13 protein-coding genes are annotated in these 17129 nt (G+C 41.6%); 4 read left to right on the top strand and 9 right to left on the bottom strand.

Features of this window, described 5'->3' with window-relative positions; genetic code table 11:
- Positions 1–51 precede the first annotated feature (51 nt).
- The 6 genes from DW205_RS04185 to DW205_RS04160 all read right to left on the bottom strand — a co-directional run bounded on the left by DW205_RS04185 (position 52) and on the right by DW205_RS04160 (position 9772).
- On the bottom strand, positions 52–1917 hold the full coding sequence (locus DW205_RS04185) for an endonuclease/exonuclease/phosphatase family protein (protein ID WP_005867184.1): 1866 nt from the start codon (positions 1915–1917) through the stop codon (positions 52–54).
- 55 nt (positions 1918–1972) lie between these two features.
- A complete protein-coding gene (locus DW205_RS04180) occupies positions 1973–3715 on the bottom strand; it encodes a RagB/SusD family nutrient uptake outer membrane protein (RefSeq protein ID WP_005867182.1) in 1743 nt (580 codons plus the stop codon).
- Between the two features lie 25 nt (positions 3716–3740).
- Positions 3741–7286, bottom strand: a complete 3546-nt coding sequence (locus DW205_RS04175) for a TonB-dependent receptor (protein ID WP_005867180.1) — start codon at positions 7284–7286, stop codon at positions 3741–3743.
- Between the two features lie 213 nt (positions 7287–7499).
- The gene (locus DW205_RS04170; protein ID WP_005867179.1) at positions 7500–8489 is read right to left on the bottom strand and encodes a FecR family protein; all 990 of its coding nucleotides are present in this window, start codon (positions 8487–8489) and stop codon (positions 7500–7502) included.
- A gap of 35 nt (positions 8490–8524) precedes the next feature.
- Positions 8525–9118: an RNA polymerase sigma factor gene (locus tag DW205_RS04165; RefSeq protein ID WP_005854082.1), complete on the bottom strand. Its 594-nt coding sequence runs from the start codon at positions 9116–9118 to the stop codon at positions 8525–8527.
- A gap of 9 nt (positions 9119–9127) precedes the next feature.
- The gene (locus DW205_RS04160) at positions 9128–9772 is read right to left on the bottom strand and encodes an HD domain-containing protein (protein ID WP_005867177.1); all 645 of its coding nucleotides are present in this window, start codon (positions 9770–9772) and stop codon (positions 9128–9130) included.
- Between the two features lie 228 nt (positions 9773–10000).
- Between DW205_RS04160 and DW205_RS04155 the strand changes: the two genes are divergently transcribed.
- Positions 10001–11140, top strand: coding sequence for an ATP-binding protein (locus DW205_RS04155; protein WP_005867173.1), 1140 nt, complete (start codon positions 10001–10003; stop codon positions 11138–11140).
- Positions 11141–11440: 300 nt separating this feature from the next.
- On the opposite strand, the gene DW205_RS04150 is transcribed toward DW205_RS04155, so the two are convergent.
- On the bottom strand, positions 11441–12202 hold the full coding sequence (locus DW205_RS04150; RefSeq protein ID WP_005867171.1) for a LytTR family DNA-binding domain-containing protein: 762 nt from the start codon (positions 12200–12202) through the stop codon (positions 11441–11443).
- A gap of 222 nt (positions 12203–12424) precedes the next feature.
- On the opposite strand from DW205_RS04150, the gene DW205_RS04145 reads away from it, so the two are divergent.
- Together DW205_RS04145 and DW205_RS04140 are read left to right on the top strand one after the other, a co-directional pair.
- Entirely contained in the window at positions 12425–13426 is a 1002-nt protein-coding gene (locus DW205_RS04145) for an alpha/beta hydrolase (protein WP_005867169.1), read from the top strand.
- Between the two features lie 59 nt (positions 13427–13485).
- Entirely contained in the window at positions 13486–14973 is a 1488-nt protein-coding gene (locus DW205_RS04140) for a capsule assembly Wzi family protein (RefSeq protein WP_005867167.1), read from the top strand.
- A 9-nt stretch (positions 14974–14982) separates the two neighbouring features.
- Here the strand turns inward: DW205_RS04140 and DW205_RS04135 are convergent, their stop codons facing one another.
- Entirely contained in the window at positions 14983–15720 is a 738-nt protein-coding gene (locus tag DW205_RS04135) for a 1-acyl-sn-glycerol-3-phosphate acyltransferase (RefSeq protein ID WP_005867165.1), read from the bottom strand.
- Positions 15721–15857: 137 nt separating this feature from the next.
- Here DW205_RS04135 and DW205_RS22235 point away from each other — a divergent pair, with 137 nt between their 5' ends.
- A complete protein-coding gene (locus DW205_RS22235; RefSeq protein WP_005854067.1) occupies positions 15858–16028 on the top strand; it encodes a hypothetical protein in 171 nt (56 codons plus the stop codon).
- 63 nt (positions 16029–16091) lie between these two features.
- On the opposite strand, the gene DW205_RS04130 is transcribed toward DW205_RS22235, so the two are convergent.
- Positions 16092–17120: a histidinol-phosphate transaminase gene (locus DW205_RS04130; protein ID WP_005867163.1), complete on the bottom strand. Its 1029-nt coding sequence runs from the start codon at positions 17118–17120 to the stop codon at positions 16092–16094.
- Between the last annotated feature and the right edge of the window lie 9 nt (positions 17121–17129).

The raw sequence follows: 17129 nt of genomic DNA, 5'->3' as shown, positions 1-17129 counted from the left end.
ATAATACCCTATGAGTAACGTACGTGTTTCTACCAATCTTGTACAAGACAATTACAGATTAATTATCTGCAAAGTCTCCCCTTTTGTATTCAAGGCTTTCAGTGTCATAACTTTCCCTTTTTTCGACAAGATCATGACGGTCGCATTCTCCGGTCGATTCCCCCCTCCTATCACAACTGGGAAATTATTTCCTACGGAACCTTTTGGCCAATAAGCGAAACGATGTGTATGCGCATTTATACTTACATCGAACGGAGCTTTAGCCAGCAAGCCCCCCCACAAGTCCAAACAAGGAAGATAGCTTTTCTCAGACATACCATAAAGAGGGATATGATGTATCAAGACCTTCTTCGCCGCTTTTTTATAGGCTTTTCCTGATAGCTCAGCCTTTAAAAAACCAACTTGCTCCATACGTAAACCCGCAAAATCATTCAAGTCATAATATACCCAAGTTGAATCGGGTTTATCCTCACCACAGTCCAAGATAACGAAACGAGTATCCCCCCAGTTGAAAGCTCCATATGTTTTATCACCAACGTAATCAAAAAGCTCTCTTAACTGAATCGAGTAAGCATTTCGTATTTCATGATTTCCCCGCAAATAAAAAACAGGAACATTTTCCGCCTTGACCTTCTTATTCAAATAAGAAAGAAAATGAACTACTTCCGATTCGTTTCTAGGATCATCTATACAATCCCCATTAAACATTACAAAATCGTAATCAATCCCTTCTATTTGATCTGCCAACAGGTCTAACACTTCGTTTTTCTTATGCAAGTCATTAAATATCAAAGCCGTAAAATCCGTCTCCACCGAAGTAGGTATCGTAAATGAATAAATATCCGAATAAGCGGTTTCGCCAAATTCTTTCTTATAAGCCTCATATAGTGTTATTTCACGGGAACATACCCGATAATAATAAGTTTCTCCCGGTTTAAGACCTGTCAAGCGAACCTTATGATGCTTGTTGTTGCAAATAACCTGTCCGTCAACGATCGTCTCCGCACGTTCTCCCAAATTACGATCCGTACCATACTCCACCCAGCTATGTACAGGCACATTCGTAAACCAAGAGACCGTAATCCCATTCGACAGCGGATTCTGCAAATAAGGTTTTGTCCGGAAAATATCAGCCACACCCGCTTTCAATCGCACATCTACGAAAAGAGGCAAATGATCCGAGGCGATCGGTTCGTCATAAAGCACCTGACGACGTAAGACAGAATATTGATTTCCATTATCAAATCCATAAATAAAATCGATACACCGGTTCGGACTCTGGCCCGGAATCGTGTTATCCTTGTAATTGTTCAATGGCATAAACTTCTCTTGCAAGGCATTTTGAGTAGGAGAACCTTGGATAGAGTTCATATCTCCCGCCAAGAACAAAGGTTTACGTATATCTTTCAACGCATCAAGAATAATCGGAACCGATAGCACCTGATCCTCCTTCGTCAATGAAAAATGCGAACAACACATCACATACTCCTTAAACTCTGCCACCAACAACAAACGCCGCTCTTCCCTGCCGGGAAGGGGCAACATCCAATAGCTCAAAGGTTTCTCCTTCGACAAGATGCCAATACCATACTTTCCTCCTTGGTAATCGATCGAAGGCCCATAAGTATAATACATACGAGTACGATCCGCCAACTCTTTCAGTGCGAAAACACCATTACTCCGAACCGACGCACTATCCAACTCCTGCACAGCTATCACATCCGGATCTACCCGGTTCATGATATCCGCCACACGCTGATAATCCACCACTTCATCCATACCCCGGCAATTCCGCACATTATAAGACATCACACGAAGAGAATTCTCCTCCTTTGACTCAATGGTCGTTTTCTGCGCGCTTAACGTAAACAAACAACTCACCCATAAACAGGCTGCAAACACTACTGACCTTTTCATATTATATCCTTTTTTAACGGGTTGTAAAAATACAACCCGCTTTCCATTCCTCCAATCATATACCATCATTCCAACCCGGATTCTGTGTCAAATTCGTATTCAGCAAACGTTCCTGGATAGGTATCGGATATAGATAATCCTTTTTCTCATCCCAAGTCTTCTTGATATGAGGATTCACCACAATACATCCATGATTTCCATGTTCCAACGTAACATCACTATTCAGTTTCAGATACTGGATTCCTTTTCCTCCTAAATCAGGTTTCTCATTTTCATAGATACAGACATCAATATTGCCATCTCCATCCAAATCAAAAGGACCGATATTCGGGAAATACATACCCTTAAACTGCTCCGTAAAAGTAGCACCCTCTTTCCAGCGCATCATATCATCCCAACGGAAGCTCTCCATCACCAGCTCAATCCTACGCTCCCGACGGATCTCCAAGATCACCCCCTTGTTGCCACCGTTTACATGCGGATATTGTTTTTCCAAATAAGGATCCGGGTTTGCGTTAGCCTCCGCCATATTGATAGAAGGCATATCTACCCGATCTCTAAGCAGCTTAACCGACTTATCCAAATCGGCTTGTGTCAATGTACCTAGCTCAGCCTTTGCTTCCGCATAAATCAATAAAGCTTCCGCAAAACGAAACAAAGGCATATCATTTATATCCTTATTATTCGTATCCCACTTACGTTCCGTCACGAATTTAATCATCTGATATCCAGTCACGGTTGATCCAAACTCCTGCACCAAAGTTTCGTTCTCCCCAATTCGGGTATATCCCGGCGTACGTACCGTCTGGCTTAAACGAGGATCTCTACCTTTCATCTCTTCCGTAAAAAACATCGTATCATAGCCCGGTTGATCCGTAAAACGTTTTCCGTCACGCATCAAATAACTGTTTACGAGTCGTTTCTCCAAACCCGGACGACCGAAAGAGGCAGTCATTGTATAATAATTGAGATTATGATACACTTGGAACTCATCGCTATATCCACGAGCAAGGATCACCTCATCCTTAATAGCCTCGTGCGAAGCAAAAAAGTTCAGATAATCGCTTTCCGGTTTTCCCATACTATAAATCTTATACCCGCTCTTTGTCATCAACTCGTCCGCAGCACTCACCGCCTCATTCAGAAAACGCTCGTAATCTGGCAAATTAAACTCATCGTGATATTTCCGGAAAGTACCCTCATACAAACAGATACGTGCCTTCAACGCCAAAGCCGTCCAATGCGTAACCTCATTAACCTTTTTCTCCTCAGGCAAAAAGGCAATCGCATTATCAATATCGGCCAAAATATGATCCAGTACCTCCGTACGAGATGTACGCGACATCATCAAGCTCTCCTCATCTTTATCATTTAGGGCATGTTCATACCAAGGTACATCGCCAAAACGTTTCACCTTGTCAAAATAGAAGTAGGCTCTGAAAAAACGGGCCAAAGCATCATAACGAAGTCTAGCGGCCTCATCTACACATTTGGAGGAGTTATCCAAATAGAAATTTATATTCCTTAATTCCTCCCATGTCCACCCTCCATCATTAGTCGGTACGATCCGAGTCCCGCGGATTTCATCTGCCAAATCCATCTTGATAATATTATCTACTGCCTCACCATAAATATCACTAGCACTGGGCAATGCGTCATAAAAAGAATTAGAATAAAGCCGCAAATCGTTTTCCGTATCAAAAAAGGTATCTGGAGAAACAGCATCTAACGGATACTTATCCATATCACAAGCCGTCAAGCTAAGCCCTATCGTTATTATATAAAGTAATCTCTTCATTTCGAATAAGTCTTTAATTTATTAGTTAAAATGTAATATCTAAACCTACAGAGAATGTCTTTGACATCGGATAGCTTCGTCCGTTACTATCTGCCACCGGTTGCTCCGGATCAATATAATCTGTAACAAACGGAGTCCACGTAAGCAAATTCTCTCCACTTACATATAAACGGCAATGTTGCACAAAGACTTTTTTCATCCAACGATCAGGAAGCGTATAGCCAATAACCAAGTTCTTCAAACGCAAATAACCAATATTTTGAATATATTTGTCATTCGGATCTCTCAAACATCCACCACTATTCAATGCCGTATATCCTCTCAACAATGGGAAATATGCGTCCGGATTCTCCGGAGTCCAAACCAAGTCATTAAAATTCTTCGGAGTAAACGAGAAATAAGGACGCGAATAGGGTCCCCAGAACTTATCCGCATTTGCGCTTGGATACCAATCCCTACGGCCGATGCCTTGGAAGAAAGCCGAGACATCAAAACCATTCCAACTAGCATTCAAATTAAGTCCATAATTATAGCGAGGCTCTGAGTTTCCTATGATTTCCATATCACCCGGATCATCAGCGGTCTTCTTTCCCGGAGAAATCACACCATCACCATTCAAATCACGGAACTTCAAGTCACCCGCACGCAAATGTCCCCATTCACCCGGAGCCTTTTGAATCTGTGTATTTACCAACTTTTGATCAATCTTCCAGTTTGCGGCTTCTTCGTCTGTCTTAAAGAAACCATCGATCCGGTATCCCCAAATCTCACCAAAACGCTTGCCTTCATAATGATTTGCCAACAACTTGTTAGGATTGTCATAACGAGTAATTTCAGACACCGCATCACCTAGTACAAACGATACGCCATAATTGAACGGTTTTCCTTTCAAGTCGAATTGATCTTTCCAACTGACCACCAACTCATATCCCTTGGTTCGAAGATCTCCTGCATTCTGTTGTGGAGAAGCCGCTCCATATACTGCTGGCAACGTCTTTCCTGGTACTAACATATCTGTCGTATTACGTACATACGCATCACCTGATACGTTCAACCGACTATTCAAGAAACTAAGATCTACACCAACGTTTACAGTCGTCGCCTTTTCCCAAGTCAAGTTGTCGATAATCGGGTTCGGCGAACTTACGTTTTGCGTCTTCTGTCCATCTATCAACCAACTGGATAAGCTTGTATTCATTGTTTCGATATAAGGATAATAATTCGGCTTGCTTGAATTTACTGCCTGATTACCCAATGATCCAAAAGAAGCCCTGATCTTCAAGTTATTTACCACTTCTTTTGCCTTTTCAAAGAAAGATTCCTCGCTTAATCTCCATCCAGCGGATACAGATGGGAAAAAGCCGTAACGCATACCCGATTTAAAACGAGACGTTCCGTCATAGCGGCCATTCACCTCTATCAAGTACCGATCATTAAAATCATAGTTGGCACGGAAAAAGGCACCAAACAAAGCATAATCGTACGCACCTCCACCAACCAACATATCTCCAGTCGCCAATTCCAAATCACTCAACGATTCTGATATTAAATTCTTTCGGGAAGCGAAAAGACGAGAATGTTTCTTATTCTCATAGTTTACACCCGCAGTCAAACCAACCGTATGTTTCCCAAACACCTGATTGTAATTAGCATAAACATTCGCCACATGCATCGGGTCAAACCACATTGTCTTCTTCAATTGATCCGTATTATAATTAGGAACTTCCTGCACAACACCAGGCTCAATAGAGTAAGTCGCTACCGTAGATCGATACCAATCGTCCGCTATATAAAACGAATAAGTATAATCCGCATTCAATTTGATATGTTTCGCAATATCAAATTCCAAACTGGTAGTTGTCGTAAACTCATGGATACCTTTCTCTCCTTTTGTTCCTCCATCCAACAACATCGCATAAAGTCCATCACCAATGGAATAATTATTTTTCAGCGTATTATAAGTAGCCGTACCATCTGGATTCACTGGTGCATAACAGGGTAAAGCATGTACCGTTACATACACAAAGTTAGGATTGCCTCCACCCTCGCGACCATAATAGGTGTAATTCTTGTCGTAATAGGAGGTATTGTTCGTTACCTTCAAGAATGGGAACAATTGCGCATTAATCTTACTACGGAAATTATAAGAGGTAAACTTATCCGTATTAATCTTCATAATACCATCTTTCGTATAGAAATTACCGGAGAGTAAGAAATTGATCTTCTCTGTACCACCGGATAAATTGATACTATGAGATTGAGAGGGCTGGTGAGAATTGAACACTGTATTCCACCAATCATAATTACCATAATAGTTATAGATATCTTTTCCGTTCACGTTCTTCACGACCGTCCAGGGTCTGGAAGGGTCTTCCGTCTTATCATATCGGCGAGCCTCTAATTCAGCCATATCCTCATCCGTATAACGAGTATAAGTATTACCCGTGGCACGACGGAAAGCCTCATCCAACAATGAAACCGCCTCATATCCAGAAGTCATAAAGTCCGTACGAACCGTTGGCTTGGATGTCGCAAAGAAAGTTCCATAGGAAACGCTCATCTTACCAGCCTTCGCACTCTTCGTTGTCACCAAAATCACACCAAACGCACCGCGAGCACCATATACTGCCGAAGCGGCTGCATCTTTCAACACAGACACAGATTCAATATCTTTCGGGTTCACACGGTTGATATCGCCTGGAACACCATCGATCAAGACCAATGGTTCGCCTCCATTAATTGATGCCTGTCCACGAACATTAATAGAACCTCCCGCACCCGGTTCTCCCGTAGAAAAGGTAATATTTACATTTGGCATGGTTCCTTGCAATATCTGAGTCGCATTCGACACTGGCCTATTTTCTAATTCTTTAGCTGTAACTTGAGCTACAGCCCCTGTCAAATTGACTTTCTTTTGTACACCATATCCAACCACAACAACTTCATCTAAGTTCTGGGTATCCTCCACAAGCTTTATATCAACTGTTGATTGATTTTTCACCGCAATCTCCTTGGTATTATAACCTATATAAGAGATTAAAAGTATATCTGAAGAAGAGGCTTCTATACTATAGTTTCCATCTAAATCTGTAATGGTGCCAGTGGTAGAACCTTTTACTATAACATTAGCTCCAATAATAGGTTCTCCATTCTGATCTGTTACTTGACCTGTTATTTTTTTTGACTGCTGATTAATCGGCTTATTCTCTATACGGTTAAACAAATAAATTTTTCCGCCATTCACCTCATAACCCAACAGCGTTCCTTCCGTCAATTTATCCAAGACCTGGGTAAGTTCCGCATTAGTAAAATTCAGACTTACCCTTCGATCTACATCCACAACTTGTTTACTATAAGCGACATTAAAACCCGTTTGATCTGTAATAGCCGCCAAAACTTTCTCCACTTTCGCATTCTCTAATGTTATAGAAACCCGCTGAGCCGAGGCGGTAGCCGTGAAACTCAGCAAGGATATGACTAAAAATAGAAAGGTTAACTTCATGGCATTCGGTATTTTCTCAATTAATATTAAAAGGCACCTACGCCGAGGGCTTTCTTGCTTTTCTTTCATATATTTGTATTGATTTTAATAGTTGGTATTAGAAATTTATTTTTAATACGACTGGCAGCCGAAAAGGGTAGGAGCTTTTCGGCTGTTCTTATGTTATCTATTTATGAGGAATCCATACGCATATCTATTTTAAGGTTAACACTCTGTTTCCTGCTCTCCTATCAAATAGACACACGACAAATCAAAAAGGATGAGTCGTTATAGCTAATTTTTTTATTTTTTCATCCGGACTTCTATCTTACCCCCTTTTTCCTCGAATAGTACAGGCGTGATTTTCTCTAACTCTTTTAGTACCGTGGTTAAATTGACGCTATCCGTCGTTATCGTATACGTATATCGTAAAGCGGCAGAATCCTTCACGTCAAAGGATATATCATAAGTTCGAGCCAATGTTTTCATTACGTCCGATAAAGGGGCGCTCTTAAATACGAGCACATTACGTCTCCATGCCGAATACATCTTGACATCGTGGGAACGGAGTACCTCACAACGTCCGGAAGCCTTGTTATAAACCGCTTTTTCTCCCGGGCGTAATTGATAAGATTTGAAGGATCTTGATTTCAACTCGATAGATCCTGTCTCTAAAGCGACGAATATAGCTTCTTCCTCCGGATAGGCTTTCACATCAAAGGTAGTACCCAACACTTTTATATCCATATAAGAAAGATCCACGATAAAAGGCCGATTCTTGTTCTTGGCGACCTCGAACCAAGCCTCTCCTTCCAAATAAACCTTACGTTCGGAGAGACCGAATTTTTTCGGATAACGAATACGGCTTCCCGAATTCAAATGGACCTTACTTCCATCTTGAAAAAGCAGCTGCATGCGTTCCCCATTAGGTACGTACACCTCGTCATACCCACCATCCGCCAACAAATCCACTTGTGAGTTTATGCGTATGAAAAGTCCTATAATTAAAGCAATCGGTATAAAGACCGCAGCCGCATACGCTATAAAACGGCGTATTTTTTGTCGGCGGAGTTGCCGCATAATATTCTGATACATTACGGCTGAGGGTATCGGATGGTCGATCCATGCCTCTTCCTCCCCCATATGAATCGTTTTCTCATCCTGATCGATACGCTCAGCAAGCCATGCCTGTCCTTCCGGGGTCTTAAACCAACGAACAACCTCACAAGACTCCTCGGAAGTAGCCTCATTATTTAGCGTTTTCTCTATGATCGATAGATCGGGTATTTTCATATGCATTTCCTTTTATCAATTGACACGCAAAGCCATCAATAGGATGAGTTCCACAAATATAAAAGAAATAAAAATAGTCTCTCGAAATGTGCCCGCAGTATTTTTATCGCTTGCGCATAATGTGTTTTTACCGTGGGGACCGAGATATTCATCTTATCGGCGATTTCTTGATTAGATAGATTCCCTTTCAGCTTATACAGACAGACTTGGCGTTTCTGCTCCGGCAAGTGATCGATCGCTTGGTAAAAATGAGACATCATATCTTGTTCCTCTATCTTTATAAGCAGTTCATCCTCATATTCCGGCGCTGATTGTACGATCTCATAATTTTTCTCTACGGCGCTATTATTATTCCGGATCTCATTTAATACGTGATTCTTTAGCATTGTATAGAGATAGTTCCTTAAATTCACGTTCACCATCAGTAGGGAACGTGCCTCCCACAATTTCAGAAAAACTTGCTGTACGGCATCTTCCGAAGAATATGTACTTTTCAAATATTTATAGGCCAACACATACAATAATTTATGATACCGCTCATAAATAACAGTAAACGCATCCTCGCTCCCCTGCCTCAATGAGGTGAGCAGATCTTCATCGCTCCGTATGGATTTCTGAAAAAAAGACATTCGAGAAGACTATATAATATACGATTCGCTATTTAACAGACGTTCCGCTTCCTCCTTCATGGCATCCGGCACCTGTGTAACCGCACCTTCACTGATCGATCGGATAAATTCCGGATACTCTTTACGGTAAACATCCAACATCCGGTTCGCAAAAACAAACATCATCGTATATTGGATATTCGCCAGCCGATCACACATTTTTATAAAAGAAGCGAATTTAGTCTGCCGTATTCCTTGATAATACAGGTCATTCGCCCGTTCTCCCCGGTTTCGTCCTTTTTCATTCGTTAAGGCGTATACGATTTCCGGAACTTGGTCTTCCATGTGCTGTATCACGCCTTCCGGCAAGACTAAGTCTCCCCCCTTGAACTCTTTCAGGAATTTCACGACATCATTATAGGTCATCCGTGCATCTTCTATCGTATCATGCAGATAAGCAGAGGCATACAAAATCAATATATCCGCCTCGGTCTCAGCTACCAGATATCCGTAGCGAGAGACATATGATGCCGTCATTTTCAGATGAAATCCATAAGGCAACACATGATCATATTTCTGATTCACATCATCATGTATACGAAAAGCAGCCTTCTCCATACTGCAGATCCAAGGATAATAACGCTTTACTATAGCGATAAATGATTGTTTTTCCATTTCTTCGATACTAAAGATTAATCTTTACGCATGGCAATAATACACAGTTCCGAAACCGCTGTTTCCGAAACGGCGGTTTCTACAATGCGAAGATATATAAATAATCGAATTAAATCACTATATATCAAATTATTTGCCACGGACTCCCACACGTGCAAGTGAAACATACCGTTTCCTTTCTTTATTATGGATATAATTATTATATTTGCAATAAAATGTATTTATATTATGGAGACAATCGCAATGATGAATCCTTTTGTCGTGGGTAGATATGTATCAGACAAATATTTTTGTGACCGGGAGGGAGAGACAAGCTTCTTGATTAAACAGATTGAGAACGGACGTAATGTCGCATTGATTTCTCCACGCCGTTTGGGTAAGACCGGATTGATCCAACATCTTTTTCATCAAGAATCGATAGAAAAAAATTATCATGCGTTCTTTGTGGATATTTATGCCACTACTTCATTAACAGAGTTCGTATATCTATTAGGAAAAGCCATCTATGACGAATTGAAGCCAAAGAAAACGGTTTGGACGGAACGGTTCTTTCAAATCATAACCTCATTGCGTGCGGGTTTTAAACTGGATATGGTAACCGGAGAACCTAGTTTTGATATTGGGCTAGGAGACATTCAAGCACCACAAACAACGCTTGATGAGATCTTCGCTTATCTAGAGACCGCAGATAAACCATGTATCGTGGCGATCGATGAGTTCCAACAAATTGGCGGCTATGAGGAGAAAAATGTAGAAGCGTTGTTGCGAACCAAGATTCAACAATGCAAGCAGACTATGTTTATCTTCTCCGGCAGTAAACGCCATTTGATGAGTAATATGTTTAATTCCTCTTCCAAGCCTTTTTATCAAAGCGCTATTAGTATAGGACTTGAGCCAATACCCATTCATATCTATGTGGAGTTCGCCAACCGGCTTTTTGAGCAAAGGGGAAAGCTTATTGACAAATCCGTAATAGAAGAAGTTTATCGGATGTTCGATGGCTATACTTGGTTTGTGCAAATGATAATGAACGAACTTTTCGCATTGACCGAAGAGGGTGAGCGTTGTAGTATGGATAAGATAGAAATAGCCCGCAAGAATGTGATTCTAACACAAGAAAGTAGTTACAAGGATCTACTTGCCAATCTTGCTCCCAAACAAAAACTTGTTTTACAAGCTATCGCCAAAGAGGGCAGAGCAGAAGGTCTCACGTCATCAGCATTTATCAAAAAATACAAGCTACCCTCAGCCAGTTCTGTACAATCTGCGGTCAAACCTCTGTTGAAAAATGATTTGATAACACAGGAAGATGGCTTTTATAGGGTATATGACTACTTTTTTGCGGATTGGATGGCTAGAATATATTGACTCTCTTGTATGTAAATGTCAGAAAATAAGCAAATCTTAGTAGGCACTATCCGTTACTGAAGTAAATAATTTACGACTTGAAATGTAAATTCCTTATGCGGTGAAAATGAATTATTTAGACAACATACTTAATCGCTTGCAAAAGGCTTCTCAAGTGATTAGTTATTCACTTCCCAAGCCGTTAACTAGCGGCTAGGTATAGCCGTTAGTTATTCACTCGACAAGCCGTTAGTTATTCACTTCAGAAGCCTATTACACCCTGCAAAACAGATAAAATTAGGGAGAAAAGAAGAGTAATCATCAAATAATATCCAACCGTTCTCTCAGTTGTTTAAAATAGCGATGCGAGGCGATCCTCTCCTCCTCTTGGAAGGGGGGATAGAACTCGCATCGTAAGGTCTTATTCTCGATGAACATCAAATAAGTCAAGTTCACAATGCAATCTTGGCTTATTTGAACAAACGCATTATTGATAGACAACAAATCTTTCGCTGTCGTGCTCATTTTTAGTTTATGAGTAGTACGGGAAGTCAAGACAATCTGCCAGCAACGCTGGTCTCCCAAGAACTGAAACAGGAATATCTCCTCACAACGGACTAGCAAAAGACCCGAAACGGTTTGGATCGCAAATCGACTATCCCGATTCAATATTTTCCGCAAAGATCTCTCCATGCAGGCAACATCCGCAGGTTCTGTCGTATGAAAACGTTCGATGAGTGCCGCTAACTCATCAATTAAATAAGGTTTTAACAAATAATCAAACGCAGAGGCACGTAAGGCATCCAATATATATTTATCGTATACCGTATAGAAAACGACTCTCAAGTTCGGAAGAATATCATCCCGTATATCATCCAGCAAATCAAAGCCAGACATGTCCGGAAGTTCCACATCCAAAAACACCAAATCCGGTTGATACTTAAGGATATGCCTCTTGCCCAATTCCGCCGTTGTCGCTGTATCCAATATCCTGACCTCCGAGAAGGCCAATAGATCGTTTTGCAATTTCTGGATCGATCCAAGGTCATCATCTATGATTATTACTGTTATTTCCGGTTCCATACACGCTTCCATTTTCCAACAAAGTAAAATATTTATTGTTAAGATAAAAAATCATAGAGTACCCACAAATAGGGCTTTTTACGTATAAGTTGCAATATTCACGTTTATCCTATCGTTTTTCATGCTTATCTGTCATTTTTTATTTTATGATCTTGGTTAATTACCATTGATTGATAAACCCTATCTTTGCAAATACAGTTATAAAATAGAAACAATATATTTATGTCTCGAAAAATAAATCTTATTATATTCCTCTGTTTCATTTTATGCGAGGTATATGCCCAATACGTACCCGATGTATTGGGAGATGGCTATTTACGCCGTACCTTCCAGATGCCGGATGATTATGAAGGGAAGGTAGTTTGCACACTGGTCAAGAAACCTCAACTGGATAGCGTAAAACAGGCCGTGCTGTATATCCATGGCTATAATGACTATTTTTTCCAGAAACAATTAGGGGATAGCGTAAACGCTCACGGATATAATTTTTATGCGATGGACTTGCGGAAATACGGACGTTCGATATTACCCAATCAAAACCCGTTCTTTTGCAAGAGCCTAAAAGAGTATTTCGCTGATATCGATACCGCTTTAGCCACCATCCGGTCCGAAGGTAATGAACGGATATTATTAATGGCGCATTCTACGGGCGGGTTGATCACACCTTATTATTTGAATAGCAAGAAAGGGGAGTTACCGATAGACGGGCTTATCTTGAACAGCCCTTTTCTAGATTGGAATTTCGGATGGTTTATGGAGAAAGTCGTACTGCCAACCGTTGCGTTTGTCGGGAGGCTATTCCCGAATCTTACCGTACAAGGACTGGGTGACCCGAATTACGCTTATAGCTTGCTTAAACAATATAAAGGAGAATGGGAGTTTGACACGAACTGGAAAATGATATTCGGGCATCCGAAAAAAGCCGGATGGATCAAAGCCATACAAGAAGCACAACAGGCGGTACAAAAAGGGTTAAAACTGGATTGTCCGATACTAGTGATGTCTTCCAACAAATCTTTTCCGGAAACAGAGACATGGCATGAGGAATACATGACCTCCGACATCGTCTTGGATGTTCAAGACATTCAAAAATACGGGGAGAAACTAGGAGACAAAGTCACGAGAGATACCATACCAAACGGCATCCACGATCTGATCCTATCTCAAAAGCCCTATCGGAACGATGCCTATCAAACTATATTCGAGTGGTTAAAGAAACAATAATGGTTGCACCAAACATATAAATCCTTACCTTTGCGCCCAGACAAAACATTTATATATACATGAAATCAGTGCGATCAATTTTTATAGGTCTGACCTGTCTGGGGATGGCAACGGCTAGTTTCGCTCAAGAAAAAGAGACAACTCCGGAAGCGACTACCTATAAGGCCGAGATATTCGGATCGGTAGCTAGTGGCGATAATACCCCTTTCTGGATGGTTAGCAATCGATACGGAATTGTTCCTTTGGAAGCGAATAACGGATATTTGAATGCGGGAGTATTCCATAATCAAACTTTTGGCAAAGGTTTTCGCTGGGGAGCCGGATTAGACGTAGTGGCCGCAGTTCCTCGTCATCGCAATTTCTTTATCCAACAAATATATGCCGAGTTAGGTTACAAATGCTTGCTATTGAGTGTAGGAAGCAAGGAACGCTATAATTCTCTTTGGGATCGTTGGCTTAGCTCGGGCGATATCGTGCAATCCGCCAATGCCCGCCCGATTCCGGAAGTGAACATCAGTATTCCTGAATTTACCGTCGTTCCTTTAACGAAAGGCTGGATGCAAGTCAAAGGAGACTTTGCCGTCGGTCGTTCTTTCGACAAGGATTATCTGGCTAACTTCACAAACAATAAGCAGACTTATGTAGATAACGTTTTATGGCATCATAAATCATTATTCGTACAGATTAAGGATACACGCAATGACTTCCCGTTATCCGGTGTAATCGGAGTACAGCATTGGGCACAATGGGGAGGAACCTCAACCAATCCTAAGATCGGAAAGCAACCTCAATCCATCAAGGACCTGATCCGGGTTATTTGCGGCAGCGAAGGTGGTGGCGACGCAACAGTCTCCGATCAAATCAACGTACTGGGTAATCATTATGGCTCTTACGATTTCAAATTGGCTTTTACACAACCTAACTGGCAAGTATCCGCCTATTACCAACATTTCTTCGAGGATAAATCCGGTATGATATTCGTAAACAATACCGACGGATTATGGGGAGGACAATTGGATTTACCAAAATTCCCGTGGTTGCGTAAGGTGGTCGTGGAGTATCTGGTTACAAGAGACCAAAGCGGACAGTTCCACTTCATCGATTTTGATCACGACCTACATCCCGGCGTAGGTGGCGGTGGTGATGATTATTATAACAACGGAGAATACACTACCGGAGCCTCTTATTTTAACCGGGCGATAGGTTCTCCTCTGATCACAAGCCCAGAGTATAACGAGGCCGGTTCATTAGGATTCAAGAACAACCGTGTTCGTGACTGGCATTTCGGTGCGGAAGGCGCTATCTCCTCACAAGTATCTTATCGGGTATTAGTCACCGTGATGAATAGTTGGGGTAGACATGCCACCCCTTTCCTTAGCAAGAAAAGAGGAGCTTCCGGACTTTTAGATATCTCTTATCAACATCCCCGTTTATCGGGATGGGAATTTACAGGGTCTTTGGCAGCTGATGCCGGTTCCATGTTCGGCGATAACTTCGGATTCAGCCTGAAAGTAGCGAAACGTGGCATCTTGAAAAGCTGGAAATAATAACCTAAATTATTTATATTCTTCCCACAAGGCAGATGCTATGATTTCTTGAGTCTGATCAGCGAACGCTTGCATTCCTTTGTGGGAAGTGTCTATATTCTCGGTAGAAACCGCCGGATGGATCACCATCTCCATCCGATGACGATGGACATTCAACGACCCGATCGGCAAAACATCAAACGGCCCGTTTAAGGTGATCGGAATAATAGGCAAATGCTGATCCAGAGCCATTTGGTAAGCCCCTTTCTTGAAACGAATCATTTTCCCAGTATACGTACGCGAACCTTCCGGGAAAACAACCACGGAAGCCCCGTTCCGAAGACAACGCTCCGCCTCCAAAACACTACGGGCGGCAGCCTTCGGCGTAGAATTATCGACAAAGATAAAACCGGCGGCACGGCAAGCGGTCCCGACAAATGGAATTTTAGCGATACCCGCCTTCATCACCCACTTAATGGGAACGCCTAAGAAACCATATATCAAGAAAATATCAAACGCACCTTGATGATTTGCTACGAAAACATACGATTGTTTCCGGTCTATATGCTCACGCCCTTTTACCGTCACCGGACAAAGCGCCAGATAGCAAGTCAATCGAGACCAGATCATACCCGGATAATAAGCGAAGATTTTCTCTCCCCCCAATAGACAACCGATGATAACCGTCACAGCCGTAAGTATAGTCAGTACCAGAAATACAGGTACAAAAAACAGCCACAAATAAACTATGTAAAGTATTCTTCCCATACGTAACTATATTATAACACAAATATAGAAGCTAATTTCAATCGTTTCATTATTTTTCTCCGAAAATATTTTCACGATCGGGTTATTATTGCTTTATTTGCGGTAGAAAAGAAAATAATTATAAAATATCTATAACCATGAATGAGTTAATTAAAAATCTAGGAGTGATCGTACTCATTATTGGTGCGGCAGTTTTGGCTGTACCGTTTTTTACCGGTGGTATGACAAATAGTATTCTACTTACAGGTCTGGGATTGGTTCTCCTTGGCTATTTTGGTCATATCGTAATCAACAAACGAGTAGAATAATACACGCTACTTAGATTTAAAAGGAAATGAAAAAGGGCTATTCGATAAATAGCCCTTTTTCATTTATTGTTGCTCCAACCAAACCTTCACCCCTTCAAGCAAGATCTGGTTTTCATCAGCCTTCTGGGTGGAGAGCCGTAGATAAGTCTCATCCAAGCCCCGGAAATTCGAAGCGTCACGGATCAAGATTCCGTAATTATCTAAAAGGAATTGCTTTAAATCAGCGGCTGTACCCTTCTTCAAACGGACAAGGAAGAAAGTCGTAGAGGTCGGGATTACCTCCAAGCCATCCAATTTACTTAATTGATAAATAAAATCCGCGGTCTCACGCTGCCATTTACGGATCGGCAACGTAAATTGCGCCGGATGGATCAAGATATATTTACTTGCCTCGATAGCGATAGCATTTACCGACCAAGGTATGATATACATGTTCACTTTCTCCGCGATCTCCGGAGAAGCAACCAGATAACCGATACGCAAGCCGGGGATATTATAAGCCTTCGAGATAGACTGGACAAGGATTAAGTTCTTATGCGTTTTCACGTCACTCGGCTTTAGCATGTCTTCCGTCGTAAAAGCCACGTATGCCTGATCTATAATGAAGGTAGTCTGCGGATTCGCCGAGATCAAACGGAGAAGCTCCGTGCGGTGGATCAGCTTTCCATCCGGGTTATTCGGGTTACAAATCCAACAGAAATCCTGTCCCTCCAAGGATAACTCCGATAAATCGTCCGATGTCGGGAAGAAAGAGATCTCATGCTCATGCAAACGGCAAGCGTCCTCATATTCAGAGAAAGAAGGAATAGCGATCATGGATTTCGCGCCTCGCCAAGCTTGCGCTAACAAATAAAAAGCGGTGATCGAACCATTCGTCACTACGATATTCTCCTCCTTGATCTCATACCGGCGGGCCAACAATCTTTTCAAGGTAGCGGCATCCGGCTCCGGATAACGAGTCAGCTTATCAAAATGCTCGATCAAATGTTCCTTCAGTTTATCTAAATTAGCTCCGTGCCACACATTCGAGCTAAAGTTTATCTTTACCTCGTTCTTTGCGTTATAAAAATCATCACCGTGTCCGTATAACATATACCTGCT

The organism is Parabacteroides sp. AM17-47, assembly GCF_003434625.1.
In the GTDB taxonomy this organism is placed as follows: Bacteria; Bacteroidota; Bacteroidia; order Bacteroidales; family Tannerellaceae; genus Parabacteroides; species Parabacteroides distasonis.
Note: the sequence above shows the minus strand (reverse complement) of the source record. Positions and strands in the feature narration are given on the sequence as shown.